The organism is Mesobacillus foraminis (assembly GCF_004340465.1).
GTDB lineage: Bacteria > Bacillota > Bacilli > Bacillales > Cytobacillaceae > Mesobacillus_B > Mesobacillus_B foraminis.
On record NZ_SLVV01000003.1, the window covers coordinates 299,407 to 316,215 of the forward strand.

General features: G+C 46.0%; 18 protein-coding genes. 15 read left to right on the forward strand and 3 right to left on the reverse strand.

Annotated features, from left to right (window positions below):
- The first annotated feature begins 102 nt into the window (after window positions 1-102).
- Both sda and EV146_RS05965 read left to right on the forward strand, forming a co-directional pair.
- Window positions 103-255, forward strand: coding sequence for a sporulation histidine kinase inhibitor Sda (gene sda / locus EV146_RS05960; RefSeq protein WP_241993825.1), 153 nt, complete (start codon window positions 103-105; stop codon window positions 253-255).
- Window positions 256-392: 137 nt separating this feature from the next.
- Entirely contained in the window at window positions 393-1,232 is an 840-nt protein-coding gene (locus EV146_RS05965) for a DegV family protein (protein WP_132003313.1), read from the forward strand.
- 86 nt (window positions 1,233-1,318) lie between these two features.
- Here the strand turns inward: EV146_RS05965 and EV146_RS26830 are convergent, their stop codons facing one another.
- Complete coding sequence (locus EV146_RS26830) at window positions 1,319-1,459, reverse strand: hypothetical protein (protein WP_158287023.1); 141 nt, start codon at window positions 1,457-1,459, stop codon at window positions 1,319-1,321.
- A gap of 166 nt (window positions 1,460-1,625) precedes the next feature.
- On the opposite strand from EV146_RS26830, the gene EV146_RS05970 reads away from it, so the two are divergent.
- From EV146_RS05970 to EV146_RS06020, 11 genes are all read left to right on the forward strand, one after another.
- Complete coding sequence (locus EV146_RS05970) at window positions 1,626-3,122, forward strand: ATP-dependent helicase ComFA (RefSeq protein WP_132003315.1); 1,497 nt, start codon at window positions 1,626-1,628, stop codon at window positions 3,120-3,122.
- Window positions 3,119-3,832, forward strand: coding sequence for a ComF family protein (locus tag EV146_RS05975; protein ID WP_132003317.1), 714 nt, complete (start codon window positions 3,119-3,121; stop codon window positions 3,830-3,832). The genes EV146_RS05970 and EV146_RS05975 overlap by 4 nt, the downstream gene beginning before the upstream one ends.
- Before the next feature lie 47 nt (window positions 3,833-3,879).
- Window positions 3,880-4,278: a TIGR03826 family flagellar region protein gene (locus tag EV146_RS05980; RefSeq protein ID WP_241993826.1), complete on the forward strand. Its 399-nt coding sequence runs from the start codon at window positions 3,880-3,882 to the stop codon at window positions 4,276-4,278.
- 99 nt (window positions 4,279-4,377) lie between these two features.
- Window positions 4,378-4,641 carry a flagellar biosynthesis anti-sigma factor FlgM gene (flgM, locus tag EV146_RS05985; protein WP_132003319.1) on the forward strand — a complete coding sequence of 88 codons (264 nt, stop codon included), beginning with the start codon at window positions 4,378-4,380 and terminating at the stop codon, window positions 4,639-4,641.
- A 40-nt stretch (window positions 4,642-4,681) separates the two neighbouring features.
- Window positions 4,682-5,164 (forward strand): flagellar protein FlgN, encoded by a 483-nt coding sequence (locus EV146_RS05990; protein WP_132003321.1) that lies wholly within the window; start codon window positions 4,682-4,684, stop codon window positions 5,162-5,164.
- An 18-nt stretch (window positions 5,165-5,182) separates the two neighbouring features.
- Window positions 5,183-6,694, forward strand: a complete 1,512-nt coding sequence (flgK, locus tag EV146_RS05995) for a flagellar hook-associated protein FlgK (RefSeq protein WP_132003323.1) — start codon at window positions 5,183-5,185, stop codon at window positions 6,692-6,694.
- A gap of 9 nt (window positions 6,695-6,703) precedes the next feature.
- On the forward strand, window positions 6,704-7,621 hold the full coding sequence (flgL, locus tag EV146_RS06000) for a flagellar hook-associated protein FlgL (protein WP_132003325.1): 918 nt from the start codon (window positions 6,704-6,706) through the stop codon (window positions 7,619-7,621).
- 61 nt (window positions 7,622-7,682) lie between these two features.
- The gene (locus EV146_RS06005) at window positions 7,683-8,270 is read left to right on the forward strand and encodes a DUF6470 family protein (RefSeq protein WP_132003327.1); all 588 of its coding nucleotides are present in this window, start codon (window positions 7,683-7,685) and stop codon (window positions 8,268-8,270) included.
- Window positions 8,271-8,284: 14 nt separating this feature from the next.
- A complete protein-coding gene (gene fliW, locus EV146_RS06010) occupies window positions 8,285-8,713 on the forward strand; it encodes a flagellar assembly protein FliW (RefSeq protein WP_132003330.1) in 429 nt (142 codons plus the stop codon).
- 6 nt (window positions 8,714-8,719) lie between these two features.
- The gene (gene csrA / locus EV146_RS06015; protein ID WP_132003333.1) at window positions 8,720-8,947 is read left to right on the forward strand and encodes a carbon storage regulator CsrA; all 228 of its coding nucleotides are present in this window, start codon (window positions 8,720-8,722) and stop codon (window positions 8,945-8,947) included.
- Window positions 8,948-9,095: 148 nt separating this feature from the next.
- A complete protein-coding gene (locus EV146_RS06020) occupies window positions 9,096-10,286 on the forward strand; it encodes a flagellin N-terminal helical domain-containing protein (protein ID WP_132003358.1) in 1,191 nt (396 codons plus the stop codon).
- 69 nt (window positions 10,287-10,355) lie between these two features.
- Here the strand turns inward: EV146_RS06020 and EV146_RS06025 are convergent, their stop codons facing one another.
- Window positions 10,356-13,448 carry a rhamnogalacturonan lyase family protein gene (locus tag EV146_RS06025; RefSeq protein ID WP_132003741.1) on the reverse strand — a complete coding sequence of 1,031 codons (3,093 nt, stop codon included), beginning with the start codon at window positions 13,446-13,448 and terminating at the stop codon, window positions 10,356-10,358.
- A 384-nt stretch (window positions 13,449-13,832) separates the two neighbouring features.
- On the reverse strand, window positions 13,833-14,144 hold the full coding sequence (locus tag EV146_RS06030; RefSeq protein ID WP_132003361.1) for an MGMT family protein: 312 nt from the start codon (window positions 14,142-14,144) through the stop codon (window positions 13,833-13,835).
- Between the two features lie 189 nt (window positions 14,145-14,333).
- On the opposite strand from EV146_RS06030, the gene flaG reads away from it, so the two are divergent.
- Together flaG and fliD are read left to right on the forward strand one after the other, a co-directional pair.
- Window positions 14,334-14,693: a flagellar protein FlaG gene (gene flaG / locus EV146_RS06035; RefSeq protein WP_132003364.1), complete on the forward strand. Its 360-nt coding sequence runs from the start codon at window positions 14,334-14,336 to the stop codon at window positions 14,691-14,693.
- A 13-nt stretch (window positions 14,694-14,706) separates the two neighbouring features.
- Window positions 14,707-16,770 (forward strand): flagellar filament capping protein FliD, encoded by a 2,064-nt coding sequence (gene fliD, locus EV146_RS06040; RefSeq protein WP_158287024.1) that lies wholly within the window; start codon window positions 14,707-14,709, stop codon window positions 16,768-16,770.
- Window positions 16,771-16,809 lie beyond the last annotated feature (39 nt).

Consider the following 16,809-nt stretch of genomic DNA (forward strand, 5'->3'; position numbering starts at 1 on the left):
GCGGTTTTTGTCGCAAAACCGAGAGAGTTGTCTAACAGTTTTTTACAGCCGAGAGGGAAATTTCGATATAATAATAGTAGAATTTACAAGGAGTGATAGTTAGTGACTTCTACTTTTGACTCTCTGGCTGATGAGAAATTGCTGGACGTTTACAACCAGGCACTCAAGCTGAAGCTTGAAAATCACTTTATCCAGCTGATTGAAGAAGAACTGAATAGGAGAGGATTAGTGTCCCGCATCTCATTTGCCGGCTAGACCTAATCCTGATGGTAATTTGCCGTATTCCAGCAGCTTACCCTGTCTTTTCACACTAATGAATGCAATTTGAAACAATTTCATATAAAATGGGGTTTGTACATATTGTATATAAAAAAGGCAGGTAAACAGAATATATGAAAACGGCAGTTGTAACGGATAGTACAGCGTACATCCCAAAGGAATTGAGGGAGAAGCACAAAATCTCCATGATTCCGTTAAGTGTCATCTTTGGAACTGAAACCTATCGTGAAGAAATAGATATTACCGCAGAAGAATTTTATGAAGAAGTTAAAACCCGCGATCTGCCTACCACGTCCCAGCCGCCAATCGGGCATTTCGTTGAATTGTTCGAGGAGCTGGCCAAGGAGTACGATGCCGTCATCTCGATACACTTATCAAGCGGCATTTCCGGCACCTACCAGGGGGCCGTCACCGCAGCCGGCATGGTCGAAGGAATCAAGGTGTTCCCGTTTGACACCGAAATCAGCTGCATGGTCCAGGGCTTCTACGCGCTGGAAGCCGCAGAGCTTTCAGCAAAAGGCCACACGGCAGAAGAAATTGTTGCCCGGCTGTTTGAAGTCAAGGAATCGGCCCGGGCCTATTTCATGGTCGACGATTTAAGCCATCTGCAGCGCGGCGGCAGGCTGTCGAGCGCACAGGCCTTTATCGGAAGCCTGCTTCAGGTCAAGCCGTTACTACACTTTGTTGATAAAAAGATTGAGCCATTTGAAAAAGTCCGGACACGCAAGCGGGCCTTGAACCGGGTGGTCGACCTTTTAGGAGAAGATGCAGGCAGCGGCGAAGAATACCGTGCCGTCATCATCCATGCCAACCGGGAAGACGAGGCAAAGCAGTGGAGAAGCGAGCTGCAGGCCAAGTACCCAAATGTCGAATTCATGATCAGCTATTTCGGTCCTGTTATCGGAACCCATTTAGGGGAAGGCTCAATGGGCATGGGCTGGTATAAGAAGTGAGTTTTGGCGCCACTCTCCTTTGGGGAGTGGCGTTTTGTTATGGTTGCGAGTGAACTGCATTGATAATTTACAATAATTTACTCCTGTTAGGAATATAATGCTGTTATAAATAAGCTCGCATCGGGAATATATCGTTCAACATCGGGAATAAAGCGATTCACATCGGGAATATATCGTTCAACATCGGGAATATAAGCAAGTCCGATCAGGAATAAATGGTACAACATCGGATAAAATCAAAGGCTTCAATCATAGAATTACCCAGCGTTGCAAATGAACCAAAATTGTCAGAACTGCTTTATAAAAATAGATTGAAATTCATTTATAATAGAAACGTAAATCAACTTTTAAGGAGGTACTCATGAATATCACGCAAAATTGGAGGACGCTTTTATGAGATTTGCCCTCCAAACGAACAAACTAGTCCCTGCACCTCTTCTGTTAACCTCTCAAGATACTCTTTCTATTTCAAAGATCACCCATCTACCTGTTATTCCAGGCAATTCTTCCTTCGTCTGCAATCCCGAGCTTCAAAAACTTCTCTCCGGAAAACAGCTACTTCTGGACGATCTTCCATTTCCGCTGGAAGAAATTCAAAACCACTATGAAAATGGCATGCTTTCCTATCGAAAGGGAATTGAGACCAACGGAAGCACACATGAATGCCTGCGCTGCGGCACGAAGGATCCCAACTGGTTTGCAAGCTTTCCATGTTCACGTTGCGGGGAGCCCTGTGTGTATTGCCGCCAGTGCCTGATGATGGGCAGGGTCAGCTCCTGCACCCCGCTAATTAGCTGGACAGGCCCTGTACCAGCTCACGAACACTCCAAAAACCTCTTACAGTGGGAAGGCAGCTTGTCAGAAGGGCAAAGCGAAGCATCCCGGCGGGTGGTTCATGCGATTGACGAAAAAAAGGAGCTGCTTCTTTGGGCCGTCTGCGGCGCAGGAAAAACGGAGGTCCTTTTTAAAGGGATTGAGCATTCCCTGGCACAGGGAGGGAGAGTCTGCATTGCAACCCCGAGAACGGATGTCGTCCTTGAACTGACACCCCGCTTAAAAGCTGTCTTCCCGCACATCGAAGTCGCCTCTCTTTACGGAGGAAGCGAAGACCGCCATAAATATGCTCCGCTTACCATCTCTACCACTCACCAGCTGCTTCGCTTCTACCGGGCTTTTGATACAGTGATTGTCGATGAAGTGGATGCCTTTCCGTACTCTGTTGATGAAACCCTTAAATATGCCGTACAGCAGGCCAGGAAACCGGACTCCTCGCTCATTTACCTGACTGCAACCCCAAGCCGGAAATGGCAAAGGGACTGCCGCCTTGGGAAACGGGATTATGTCACCATTCCGGCCAGGTACCACCGCCGTCCTCTTCCTGTCCCTAAATTTGTTTGGTGCGGCAATTGGGAGAAACAGCTCTCTAAGGGCCGACTGCCCGAAAATATTCTCCGCTGGGCGAGACAAAGACTGAATGAAGGTAAGCAAGCCTTAATTTTCACCCCGAAGATTGCCTCAATGGACAAAATGCTCCCGCTGTTCCGCAAACTCCATCCAGATATTGAAGCCGTTCATGCCGAAGACCCGGAACGCAAAGAAAAAGTCATGAAAATGCGCAGCAAAGAAGTTCCGTTGCTTTTAACCACGACCATCCTGGAGCGGGGTGTCACCTTCCCGAATATCGATGTGGCTGTTCTCGGAGCGGAGGACCGAATCTTTACGGAAAGTGCCCTGGTTCAGATTTCCGGCCGTGTCGGAAGGAGTGCCCAGTTCCCAACTGGTGATATCACTTTTTTTCACTATGGAAAAACCGAGGAAATGCTGCAGGCGAAGAAGCAGATTGTCGCGATGAATAAAGAAGCGGAAACGAGAGGGCTGATTGACGGATGAACTGGTTCGCCTTCGAACATTGCCTGTTTTGCCATGGAGAGCTGAAGACGGCGGCCAGTTGGCGAAGCGTATTCCTCAAAACAGAAAGAGAATACATTTGCGGTGGGTGTAAAAACAGGCTCGAGCCACTTAAAGGGGATACTTGCAGGATTTGCAGCAAGGTCTTGGAAGCGGAGTTCCGGAAAGGAAACCTTTGCTATGATTGCATCAGATGGGAGGAGAATCCCCATTGGTCCGGCTTGCTCACGCAAAACATTTCCCTTTATCACTACAATGACTTTTTAAAAGAAATCATTGCCAGATTCAAATACCGCGGAGATTACGTGCTGGCCAGAGGGTTTAAGCCGGACATCGCCTCGGCCGTGAAATCCATGCTATTCGACTGCCTTGTCCCCATTCCTTTAAGTCCAGAAAGGCAGTACGAAAGAGGCTTTAACCAAACGGAAGCGCTGATTCTGGAAAGCGGCCTCCAGCCTACACCTCTGCTTTCCAGAATTCACACAGAAAAGCAGTCAAAGAAGTCGCGGACCGACCGTATCCACCTTTCCCAGGTATTCCAGATGATTCCTGAAAAAATCCCTGATATTAACGGTAAAACTATTCTGCTCTTTGACGATATATATACTACGGGCTCCACGCTGCGCCATGCAGCCAAGATTTTAAAGGAGAATGGCGCAGGAAGCATCTATTCCCTCACCTTGGCCCGTTGAGTACCAATTCTATGAGGGCTATAATGAACATGTTAGGGGGAAAGGCAGTGGATGTAACGAATTGCCCTGTCTGTGGAGAAATCTACTTAAAAAATAAATTCCGCGCTGTATGCGAGAAATGCTGGAAGAAGGAAGAAGAAGCCTTCGACCTGGTATACAGATATATGAGAAAACGCGAGAACTGGGCGGCAACAACGCTTCAGATTGTAGAAGCAACCGGGGTTCCGGAAGAACTGATTTTAAAATTTGTCAAAGCCGGACGGCTAAAGACAGCACAGTTCCCGAACCTGGGCTATCCCTGTGACAAATGCGGGACAATCATAAGAGAAGGCCGTTTGTGTGCATCCTGCTCAACGGAACTGAGAAATGACCTGATTCAGCATGAGCACGAGGAAGAGCGGAAACGGGAACGAAGCAATCCGACTTTTTTCACACAAAGAAAATAGGCACAAAGTTTCAAAATGGTTTTTGTAGTTAAAATAATGCTCAAATGACCGATAATACTAGTAAGATACTAGTCGGTCTGAAAGCGAGGTCTTTGGAAAATGAAAATTAACAATTTTGGTCCATCAGGAATCAATCCATATAAAAAGCAGATGAACAAGCTGGACGGTGCTGCCGCTCGAACAGATAAAAAAACGGATAAGGTCGAAATCTCATCCGCAGCAAAGGAAATGCAGCAGCTGTCCCAGATTTCCGCCGAGCGCAAAGCGAAGGTGGAGGAACTGAAGCTTCAGGTTCAAAACGGAACCTACAAGATGGATGCGAAAGAAACAGCTAAAAGCTTACTAGATTTTTATAAGAAATAAAACTCGTCTATGAGGCGAGTCTTTCTTTTGGAGGTAGCCAATGTCCACTGAATCACTGATTTCCAACATGAATAAGCTGCTTGTGCTCCATAAAAGCCTGCTGGAGCTTTCGGTAAAAAAGACAGAGATTGTGAAACAGGGGGACATGGCAGCCCTTCAGCAGCTAATAAAAGATGAGCAGACTCACATAGCCGCCATTGGAAGGCTTGAACAGGAGCGGCTCAGTCTTTGCAGCGACCTCCTTCCTGGAACTCCGAATCCAGCGGTGGGAGAGATCGCTGAACAAGCAAACACTCAAGAGAAGCCTGTCCTGTTAAAACTTAGGGACGAACTCTTGGAGGCTGTTTCAGAAATCAAGCAAGTGAACTCCCTGAACCAGGAGCTGATTCACCAGTCCCTTCAGTTCATTAACTTTTCCCGGAGCCTGGTCATGCCCCAGAAGGAAACCTATACGTACGGACCACCGGCTGGAAAGCCAAAAGCAGCCGGCCCCACATCAGGACTCTTCAACTCAAAAGCATAGTAATCGGAGGAACAACAGATGCGTTCTACCTTTATGGGTTTAGAAACGGCGCGCCGCGGAATGTTTACGCAGCAGAGCGCACTTAATACAACAGGCCATAATATCGCCAATGCGAATACACCAGGATACACGAGGCAGCGCGTGAACTTTGAACAGACTGAACCCTATCCGGCTGCTTCGATGAACAGGCCGCAAATTCCCGGCCAGGTCGGTACGGGGGTGCAGGCTGGCTCAATTGGACGTGTCAGGGAAGACTTTTTGGATGTTCAATACCGCAATGAAAATAATAAACTTGGATACTGGGAATCTCGTGCGGAAGCCTATCAAAAGCTTGAAGAAGTCATGAACGAGCCGTCGGACTCAGGTCTTGCCGAAACAATGAACCAGTTCTGGCAGTCGCTGCAGGACCTGGCCGTCAACCCGCAGAATGCAGGTGCTCGCTCGGTTGTCCGCCAGCGCGGTGTGGCCGTTGCCGAAACGTTCAACTATCTTCATAGCTCGCTGACATCCATTCAAACTGATTTGAAAAATGAAATCTCCGTGACGGAGAAAGAGATCAACTCGATCGCTTACCAAATCAGCGAGATCAATAAGCAAATCGGAGGCATTGAGCCCCACGGCTATTTGCCGAATGATCTTTACGACGAGCGGGACAGGCTGATTGACCAGCTCTCTACCCTCGCCAACATTAAAGTGGAATATACTCCATCAGGCGGAAATGCCAGCAAGATGGCGCAGGGACAGGCGGTCATTAAGCTCGCAGGCGGCAGTGATGCCACACTGGTGAATGGCGGCAGCTACAATGAAATGAAGATCAACTTCGACGGAAGTGATGGTTCAGTGAGAACGACAACTGTCGGAGGGAAGAGCTTTGATTTTGCCTCTGCCAATGGAAAGCTGAAAGCTCTCATTGACTCTTTCGGGTACGATACAGCAGACGGTGTTAAAGGAGTCTATCCAGACATGCTCGCGAAGCTGGATGATTTGGCTTTTACCTTTGCAAAAGAATTCAATAAGGTTCATCAAGAAGGCATGAGCCCGAACGAGATTGCTTCCGGCACCAATGCTTCCAATCCATTCTTTGAAGAGGGGGCGGACCGCAAAGGATTTGCAGGTCAAATCAAGCTGGCTCAAAACATTGAGAACAGCCTAGATAATATTGCGACCGCAAACGCGGCAAACCCGACTTTGGGAGATGCCAGCAATGTACTGAAGCTTGCCAACATCATTAATGAAGCCTATGATTACAGCGGCAATAATGAGAAGGCCAGCTTCCGGAACTTTTATGAAGGTGTGATCGGCGGAATGGCTGTTTCTTCTCAGGAAGCAGAGCGGCTCTCGCTAAACTCCAGTTCCTTAAAAGAAGCAGTTGAAACGCGCCGCCAATCCGTCAGTGCCGTTTCACTCGATGAAGAAATGTCCAACATGATCCAGTTCCAGCATGCCTACAATGCCTCGGCCAGGATGATCACCCTGGTGGACGAGCTGCTTGACAAAGTCATCAACGGCATGGGAACTGGCGGAAGATAGGTGAAGTAAATGCGAATAACTCAATCGATGATTTCTTCTAATTCGCTTAAAAATATCAGTGACAGCTACCGGAAAATGGGGCAGCTTCAGGATCAGCTGTCCACCGGCAAAAAGATTACAAGAGCCTCGGACGACCCGGTTGTCGCGATGAAGGGAATGTACTACCGTTCAAACCTTTCAGAGGTAGAACAATACAAGCGAAACCTTTCCGAGCTGTATCTCTGGATGGAAAACTCGGAAGCAGGCCTCGAACATGCCAACGATGGCCTCCAGCGGGTCAGGGAGCTCGTTATTCAGGGAAGCAACGGAACGCTCAGTCCCGAGGACAAGCAGGCGGTGGCCAAGGAAATCGGTCAAATCAAGGCAGACCTTGTCAATGTTGCTAACACTCAGGTGGCAGGACGATACATTTTTCACGGCTCCGACACTGGGAATCCGGTGGTTGTGCAGGATAGCCCTCCTACAGTTGCAGACAATGTAGGCAGCCCGGCAATCAAGGATTACCGTGTGGAAGTTTCTCGCGGCGTATTCCTGACAGCGAACATTAATCCGGAAAACGTGTTTAGCCAGGAGCTCTTCGATGTTTTGGGTAAAATTGAGGCGGTGCTGGATCCAAGCAGTGAATCAGCTTCCACCTTTGATCCAGCACAACTTAATTTAGACTCACTCCTAAAAGACCTAGATAAACAGATGAGCGGCTTGCTGGCCGAGCGTTCCGAGCTTGGAGCCCGCTACAACCGCCTCGAAATGGTCGAGTCCCGGATCGGCCAGCAGGAAATCATGGCCTCAAGGGTGCTCTCTGATAATGAAGATGTTGACCTGGAAAGAGTCATCATTGATTTGACCACCCAGGAAAGCGTCCATCGTGCCGCCCTCAGTGCCGGTGCAAAAATCATCCAGCCCACATTGATGGACTTTTTACGATAAACAGAATCTTTTAAAAAGCTATTCTCTAGGGGAATAGCTTTTTCTCTAGGGGGAATAAAGTATGCAGCTGCCGCAGATCAGATTGCAGTCTACCTTTGCGCAGACCGAAATCCGCACCACACCCGCCAAGCTGGAAATCCAGCAGCGTCCCGCTGACCTCACCATCGAACAGCCTAAAGCGGATTTGTCAATCGAACGGACACCCTCAAGGCTGACGATTGACCAGACAAAAGCACGCGAGGATGTCGGAATGATTTCCGTTGCCCGGAAAACCGAGATGGATGCCCAGCAAGGACGAAGTGACCTGCTTGCTGGCATCTCCCGCCGGATTCAGGAAGGCAATGAAATGATGATGATTGAAAACGGCGGAAACCCAATTGCTTCACAGGCCAAACGGAATTTGGATGATACAAAGCCATTCAATATTGGCTGGATTCCTTCTCCCGGCAGTGTAAAGGTTGATTACAGCCCTGGAAAAGTGGAGATAAATTGGAAAGTAAACAAACCGGTGATTGAAAGCAAAATGAACAAGCCGGAAATCAGCTACAAGCCAGGCAAGGCAGAAGTCTCATTAAAGAACCATGCTTCATTAAAAATCGACTTTGACAACCTGAAATATATCGGAACGAATTACGAGCAGTCCATTTGAGGAAGGAGAACAAAATGAAGATCCAAACAAAATATCACGGGGAAGTAGAGGTAACGGAGCTCCTGCAATTTGAGAAAGGAATTCCCGGTTTCCCGGATGAAAAGAAATTCACCTTGATCCCGCTGTCGGATGACCAGGTTTTTATGGTCTTGCAATCGGTGGAAACACCGCAGCTGGCATTTATCCTGAGCTCTCCATTTAACTTTTTTAAAGAATATGATTTTCAGCTGGAGGATTCGGTGGTAGAAGAACTAAATCTGCAGTCAGAAAAGGATGTAGTGGTTTATTCCATCTTAACGGTTCAGGATCCATTTGAAAAAACAACCGCCAACCTGCAGGCACCAGTCATTATTAACATTAAAAATTCAAAGGCCAAGCAAGTGATTCTGCATACATTTGATTATAAAACGAAACACCCAATCTTTGAAAAGGTAAAGGGGTGACCAGATATGCTTGTACTTACAAGAAAAAACGGCGAAACCATCAAAATCGGTGACGATATCGAAATCACCATCGTTGCGTCTAAAAACGACCAGGTCAAAATCGGCATCAAGGCACCAAAAAACGTCGAAATCTACCGTAAAGAAATCTACGACATGATCACCAGCGAAAACCAGCAGGCATCAAAGGACATCTCAGGCCTCCTAAAATTCATGTCAAAAAACGAAAAAAACTAAATAAAAAAAGATTAAACCTATTAAACATTCCTCCATGGTGACGATAATAATAGTGTAAGAGATGAAGGGGCGGCCGACCCAATCACTCAAGCAAATCACCCATTGTTCACAAGGAAGTGGACAACTAAATTCAGGGAGGAAAAAAACAATGAAAATCAATCATAATATTGCGGCGCTTAACACTTACAATAAGTTAAATAGTGCTTCCAACGCACAAGCTAAGTCAATGGAGAAATTATCTTCTGGTCAACGTATAAATCGGGCTGGCGACGACGCGGCTGGTCTTGCAATCTCTGAAAAAATGCGTGCACAGGTACGAGGACTAGATCAAGCCTCAAAGAATGCTCAAGATGGGATTTCTTTAATTCAAACGGCTGAAGGTGCATTAAACGAAACTCACGATATTCTTCAACGTATGCGGGAATTAGCTGTTCAAGCCGGTAACGATACAAACACAACATCTGACCGTGAAGAAATCCAAAAAGAAATCAACCAAATGACTTCAGAAATCAACCGTATAGGTAATACAACCGAATTTAACACTCAAAAATTACTAAATGGTGATAAAGCAACTACTGAAGCTGGCAGTAAAGCAAAAATCACATTTGACGTTGCTAATATGACAGCAGGGTCTGTGGAAGTTCTTGGTAAAACAGTCAACTTTTCAACTAGTGCGGGAGGCACCGCTACTGCTATTAAATCAGCCATTGATAACGATGCTGATTTAAAGGATAAATACACTGTTACAATTTCAAGCACTACTGGAGTAGCAATTGAAGCAAAAACTAATGGAGAAGATAAAGCTTTAACTGCAGACCTTTCCGGTGCAACAGGTGCAACAGGTGCACCTGTAACAACAACAGCTGGTGCTGCTGATAAAGCTCCATTAAATTTCCAAATTGGTGCAAATGAGAGCCAAAGTCTTACTCTTAATATCAGTGACATGAGAGCTCAAGCTTTAGGTCTTTCAGCTGCAAATAATACTGATAGTAAATTAGCAGTTACTAATGGTACTGATAGTACAGCTTCAGAAACAGCTTTGAGTGTATTATCTCATGAGGAAGCTGCAGAAACAGTGACAAAAATTCAATCTGCAATTGATAAAGTCTCTGCTGAACGTTCTAAACTTGGTGCTAATCAAAACCGATTAGAGCATACAATTAACAACTTAAATACATCTTCTGAAAACTTAACAGCTGCTGAGTCTCGTGTACGTGACGTAGACATGGCAAAAGAAATGATGAACCAAACTAAGAACTCGATTCTTGGTCAAGCAGCTCAAGCAATGCTTGCACAAGCTAACCAACAGCCACAAGGTGTTCTTCAACTTCTTCGTTAATACTCAAAAAGGATGGACGCTCAAGGCGTTCATCCTTTTTTGTAGCTTAAAGCAATTACATCTTGCTATCTACTCATTCCAAATCTCTATTAATCTTTTACCATCTGAAACCAATTTTGTCCTTAAATCTTCATTAATTTTATTCTCCCGATTAACATGCCTCACAAAATCCCCCAAATGCTTCGCGGCCTGCTCATACTTCCCGCTCTCCAGCTTCCGCTCAGCCTGCCTCAAGAGATTCTTCAAAACGAAATACTCCGGAGCATCCAATTCAAGGTCAACGACATGCTTCAAAGCATCCAAACTTGCCGTATAGTCAACCCCAGGTGCTTTTAACTCCCCAGCCAGAACTGCCTCTTTGATATCTTCGCCAAGGTAGAACCCAATATGCGGCGGCTGGTTGTAGGCAGTGTTTTGCCATGCGATAGCGTTTCGGTATGTGGCATCATGCATCAGTGTATACAGTCTGTAATCCGTAGGGATCGTGGTGCTGTATACTCTCAGCTCGGAACTGTCGGTTGTCGGCAAAAGGACTTCTTCACGCCAGTCTCCAAGGATATCTGCCTGAAGGGTTGGTGTTGCTTTTGTGCCGTTATTGCTTACCACGCCTTCAAAGCCTTTCAACAATGAAGCTTTTCCAGTGGCTTCGTTGTACTTGGTAATAGATGTGTTATCGAGTAGTTCATGCAGAAGGTCTCCATCCCAGTAAAGGGCAAAGTTGACGGAGAGTCCTGCGGAACGGTAGATGTTGGCTTCGACTTTGCCTTGGACATTGTAAATGCCTCCGCCCGTCTCTACGGTTGAACCGCCCGTTCCCCAGAATTCATAGCCAGGGGAGGAGGTGATGTTTGCCGCCAGTCCTCGGCCAGCGTCCAGGGAAGCGTAGTAGGACATCAAGGTTTCTCCAGTTGCGCCATCATGCAGCTCTAAAGATGCAACAGCTGGCACTTCATGGACACCAAAGACATGAAGGCCTTCACGGTCAGGGTCAAAGGCGCCGACATGCAAGGCATCGCCATGGGAACCTGTTTCGCGTCCCATTTCGCCGTCCATTGCATAAAGGATGCTTCCGTCGTGATCTAGGGTTAAGGAACCTGCGACGATTTCATCAAAGCCGTCATTATCCACATCTCCAGTGGCGAGGCTGTGATAACCTAGGCTTTTCCCTCTGCCGGCTTCATCGGAATCAAAGGTCCATTCTTCTTTCAGCTTTCCATCTACTAAACTATAAGCTACGAAGCTTGTTCTTTCATAGTATCCTCTGCCATAGACCGCACTTGGCTTTTTGCCATCCAGGTAGGCTAAACCAGCAAGGAAACGGTCGGAACGGTTTTGCCACGTATCGCCCCATGAAGCTCCGCCGTCTTCACCAAGCGGGAAGGCGTAATCAATCGTATTAATCACTTTTCCTGTTTCGCCATTGAAAACGGACATGTACTCCGGACCGCCAATAACATGGCCATTATCACCGACCCACTTTCCATTGTCCTCGGCATTTCCAATTACACTCAGGACTTTGCTGCTGTCGAACTTCCCATCGGTTGCACCGTATGACGTGGTTGCATCCGCCGTTTTAATGAGGAATTCGCTTTTTCCATTGCCGTCAAAGTCAGCGACGATAAACTGGTTATAATGGGCGCCGGAAGTAAGGTTGAGTCCCATGTTGATTCGCCATAAAAGCGTGCCATCCAGCTTATAAGCATCAAAAATCGTTGGGCCAGTCATCCCTGTCTGCGAGCTGTCAATCGCATTTGTTGGATACCATTTTACAATGACCTCATACTCGCCATCTCCATCCAGATCTCCTACACTGGAATCGTTCACGGTGTAGGTGTATTCACCAGTGGCGGTTTTTCCGCCCTCAGGCTTCTGCATTGGGATGGAAAGATAATCTTTGCCTGCGGCTTTCACATCATTTTTCTCGGTTGATTTTCCATTTACCAATGTTTCTACCGTGTAAGTATCTTCTGGAGCACCGTTCGCATCAAGATAGTTGGTAATATCCAGTGCTTCGGTATTCAATTTTTCACCATTGCGGTAAATATTGAATTTCACATCTTTCGCATATTCATCGGCAAGCAAACGCCAGCTCACGAAGATGCCATCATCTGATTTAAGAGCAATGACTCCTCTGTCAAGCCACTCCGTCTGCCGCTCATTTTCAGGAGGAGCAAGGCGGTTATACACATAGATTTTGACATCCTTGTTAAAAGAGTTCACAATCCCCTCTGTTTCAGCAAGGGTGCCTTTAAACTCGTAAACTCCCTGCTCATCAGGATTCCACTCTTTTCCTACACTTGTCCACTTAGTTACTGCAACATCTTTTTTACTATTATCAGCAAGCGTCACCTTAACGGTTTTAGGCAGACCGATAGAGGCGATATCTTTTGTTGTTTCATTAACATAAACACGATGGTATGGAAGCTTATCTACCAGGTAAAGCGTGTTGTCCGCAACTGGAATATGATAGACTCCAAAATTATCAAGATAAGTCGTCCAGGTGATATTATTTCCGGAGGTCCTGAGTCCCACAAGCTTTACGGATGCGACAGAACCATCAAAGGATGCACCTTCAAGTGAAGAAGTATATTCTTCGGTGGCACCTGTCTGATCCGTAATCTTTAAAACTACTTCATTGGTAGAAATATTAAAATTAACCTCAAAGCTGTACCAGGCTTCCTTGTTTGTAATCTTTGTTTCGGCTGGAGCCTGGCCGCGTGCGAAATACTTCAGTGGTGCATTATTGGTATTGTTTAGTGTAAAAATCGTATTGCCGGAAGTGTCGATGATTCTAAACTCGCCGCCGTTTTCCTCGAGCTTGTCCCCTTTATCATTTACCTTGCCGGGGTACCAGTCGAATTTTACAAGAATGTTTTGTCCTTTGGCAGCTGTATCAAATTTCTTCGTTGCCACACGGCCGCCCGATTGGTTCACCATGCTGTATTGAAGCTTGGAAGAAGTGTTGCCCCCAAGATCCTCATTATGGATGGAAAGAGTACTGGCAGCTGTTGTAAAGCCCCATGTATCATTATTTTCAAAATCGGTGCTGGTGAGCAGGTTATAATCGCTAGTTTCGTTGGCGGCACCCACAAATTGAAGGTTTGAGAAAATAAGGGCAATCGCCATCAGTACGGAAAATAGTTTAATCTTGCTTTTGTTCATCCCCAATTTACGTTTTCACTCCTCTGTTTTTTTAACAAGTTCTCCCTTGCAAGTGCGTAATGCACCCTTTTATTTGTTCCGCTTTCCTTCACCCCTTCCTTATTGATCTTTTTTGTTTCTTTGAAAGGGAGAAATATGCAAGCGGTTACAAAATTGCATATTCTTGTGCCTTATCAAATAAAACAATTCATCAATATGGTTATTTATCTTAACACCGGTTTTAAATACCCGTCTATTAGACTTTTTTGCACATAAAAAAGCCTTGGTTCTCAAGGCTTCATTTCCGATTGGACTTTTTTGGGAAGATGTCCCTTTTTTGCAAAAGTGGTGCTGGAATGGCGTCTCTAGTGTACTTCATGCTGAATTCACGCATCAAATAAATTCCTATTCCTCAGGATGATACCGATATTTATCCAGGTCGATAACCCCATGCAGTCCAATTTCTACGCCTTCACCTTCAAGCATGTATAGCTGCTCTTGATAGGACTCTTCATCCTTGAGGGCGATCTGTCCCTTGCTGTTGATGACTCGGTGCCAGGGGAGCTGATGCTTTCTGCTCATTGAGTGCAGGATGCGGACGACTTGCCGGGCTCCTCGGGGACTTCCTGCAAGACTTGAGATTTGGCCATAGGTCATCACTTTGCCAGGGGGGATGCTGCGAATAATCCTGATTACATTTTCGGTAAAAGGCGTCATTAGAAAAATCCTTTCTAGAAGTAAAAAGGTCTTACCTTAAACAGTATATAATATTTCTGCCAGGACACTATGCACCCATTTACACCTGATTTTATATTTTTTAACGGGATTCCGCCATCTTTCTAAACATTAAATACAACCATCCGATATAAAAACAAAAGACCAAAGCTACAGCAGGAGGAACTTAGGGTGATTGATAAACTTTCATCTATTCATATACCTTCGCAACAAAGTACTTCAAAAACGGGAGTTACCAACATTAACACTAAGGAAATAGAAAGTGTTTCAAGGTCACAGGAAGAAACCGAAAAGAATCTTAATCTATCAAAAGCTAAAGTGAAAGAAATGGTGGACACCCTAAACGAATTTGTCCAAGCTTCCGATACTTCAATCAAATTTCAATATCATGAAAAACTGCATGAGTACTATGTAAGTATAGTAGATAATACCACCAATGAAGTGGTCCGTGAGATACCGCCAAAAAAGATGCTGGATATCTATGCAGCAATGACGGAATTCCTCGGGCTGATGGTCGACAAAAAGATATAAAGGTGATGGAAACATGGCAGGGATACGTATAGGCGGACTGGCCAGCGGAATGGATATCGACACGCTTGTCAGCGACCTGATGAAAGCAGAGCGAATGCCGCTCGATAAACTAAAACAGAAAAAGCAGGCCCTCGAATGGCAGCGGGATGACTACCGCTCAATGAACACACTGCTGTTAAACTTCCGGACCGAGCTGACGAACATGAAGCTGACCACCCAATACCGGGCACGCTCCGTAACGTCAACAAACGAAAGCAGAATTTCAGCTACCGCAAGCAGTGCTGCATCAGCTTCATCGTATAGCATCAAGTCGGTTGAAAAGCTGGCGAGTGCGGCGACGAGGATTACAAACACATCTTTGTCAGGAGACCCTAATAGTAAAATCGATGCATCAAAATCATTGATCAGCCAGCAGGATAAATTAAACACCACAGCTGTTGGAGCTTCTCCTGGGTTTACCTGGTCCGAAGATGGAGTTGTGGGAAATGCCACCCTTGTGTCTGATGGCACCTCTGGACCAAAGATAACCTTAAATGCTAATGAAAAGATTGCTACAACTAAACTAGACCAAATGTCGGTTAAAGTTAACGGCACCTCCTATAAAATTGTCTCCGGCACTCCTGCGGCAGGGAAAAACGAAGTGCAATTGGCGGAGGACGGTACTCTAACCTTTAGCGGTCCAATTGCAAAAGATTCTTCCATTAAGGTCAGCTATATCGCTGATCAGAAGGTTGAGACCAACAAGCTGACAGCCGCAACAATTGAGTGGCAGCTAGGAAAAGGCGGCCTAACCATGGATTTTTCTTTAAAGGTTGGAGACGTTGCTTATACCATAGATGGAACACAGGATGAAAATGGTCACCGGCTTGTAAATAATGGTCAGTATATTGGTTCTATCAATCTTGAGACAGGAAAAGTTAAATTTGATGCTGAGCAAGCCGCCGACACCGAGCTGACAGCAACTTATAAACAAAAATACTCCAGCTTCAATATCACCACCCAAACATCAAAAGGCGAAGTGAGCGAAAACTTCCTGGTAGAAGCCTCCGAGTCTCTTAACCAGGTAGTCAACCGCGTCAACAGTTCCAATGCTGGTGTTTCGATGTTCTATGACAGTTTTTCGGATAAAATTTCCCTGACAAGAAAAGAAACGGGAGACTTTTTAGCCGGTACTGGAAACGAAATCTCCGCAACGGGCCTTTTTGCAGAATCCCTATTGAAATTTGCGGATTCCGCTGAATCCGGTGGAGAAAATGCAGTTTTTACAATAAACGGTTTAAGAACAGAGCGTAACTCCAACACCTTTGAAATGAACGGAGTCACCTTCACGCTGAAGCAGACCTTTACAGAAACAGAAGCTCCTCCAGTGTCGCTATCAGTCAACAATGACACCACGAAAGTCTATGACAATATTAAATCTTTCATCGATAAGTACAATGAGCTGATTGATAAAATCTCGAAGAAATCGTCAGAGGAATATTACCGGGACTACAAGCCGCTGACGGATGAACAGAAGGAGCAGCTGTCCGACAAGCAGCAGGAGCAATGGGAAGAGAAGGCGAAAAGCGGCTTGCTTCGCCGGGATCCGATTCTTGCCCAGGTGCTGAACGGAATGCGCAGCAATTTTAGCACGCCGGTGAAAAATTCCGAGGTGTCACCGCTATTTAGTCAGCTGGCGAGCATAGGCATTAGCACCACCTCGAACTATCTTGAAGGCGGGAAGCTGCAAATCGATGAAGCTAAACTGAAAAAAGCCATCGAGGAGGATCCTCAGTCGGTTGAGAATCTGTTCCGGGGAAGTGGAACGACCAGCGCGGAGCAAGGGATTGCCCACCGCTTAACAGACACGATCAATGCTGCAATGGATAAATTAAAAGCGAAGGCAGGAAATACGTTCTCCACGAACTCGCAGTTCTTGCTTGGCCGCCAGCTGACGAATGTTACGTCCCAGATCAGCACATTTGAAAATCGCCTGACCAAAGTGGAGGATCGCTACTGGCGCCAGTTTACCGCAATGGAGAAAGCAATCCAGCGTTCTAACGAGCAGGCTACCTATTTAATGCAGCAGTTTGGGTGATCGAAACGATAATAGAAATTCTGTGTAATAAGGAGAAAA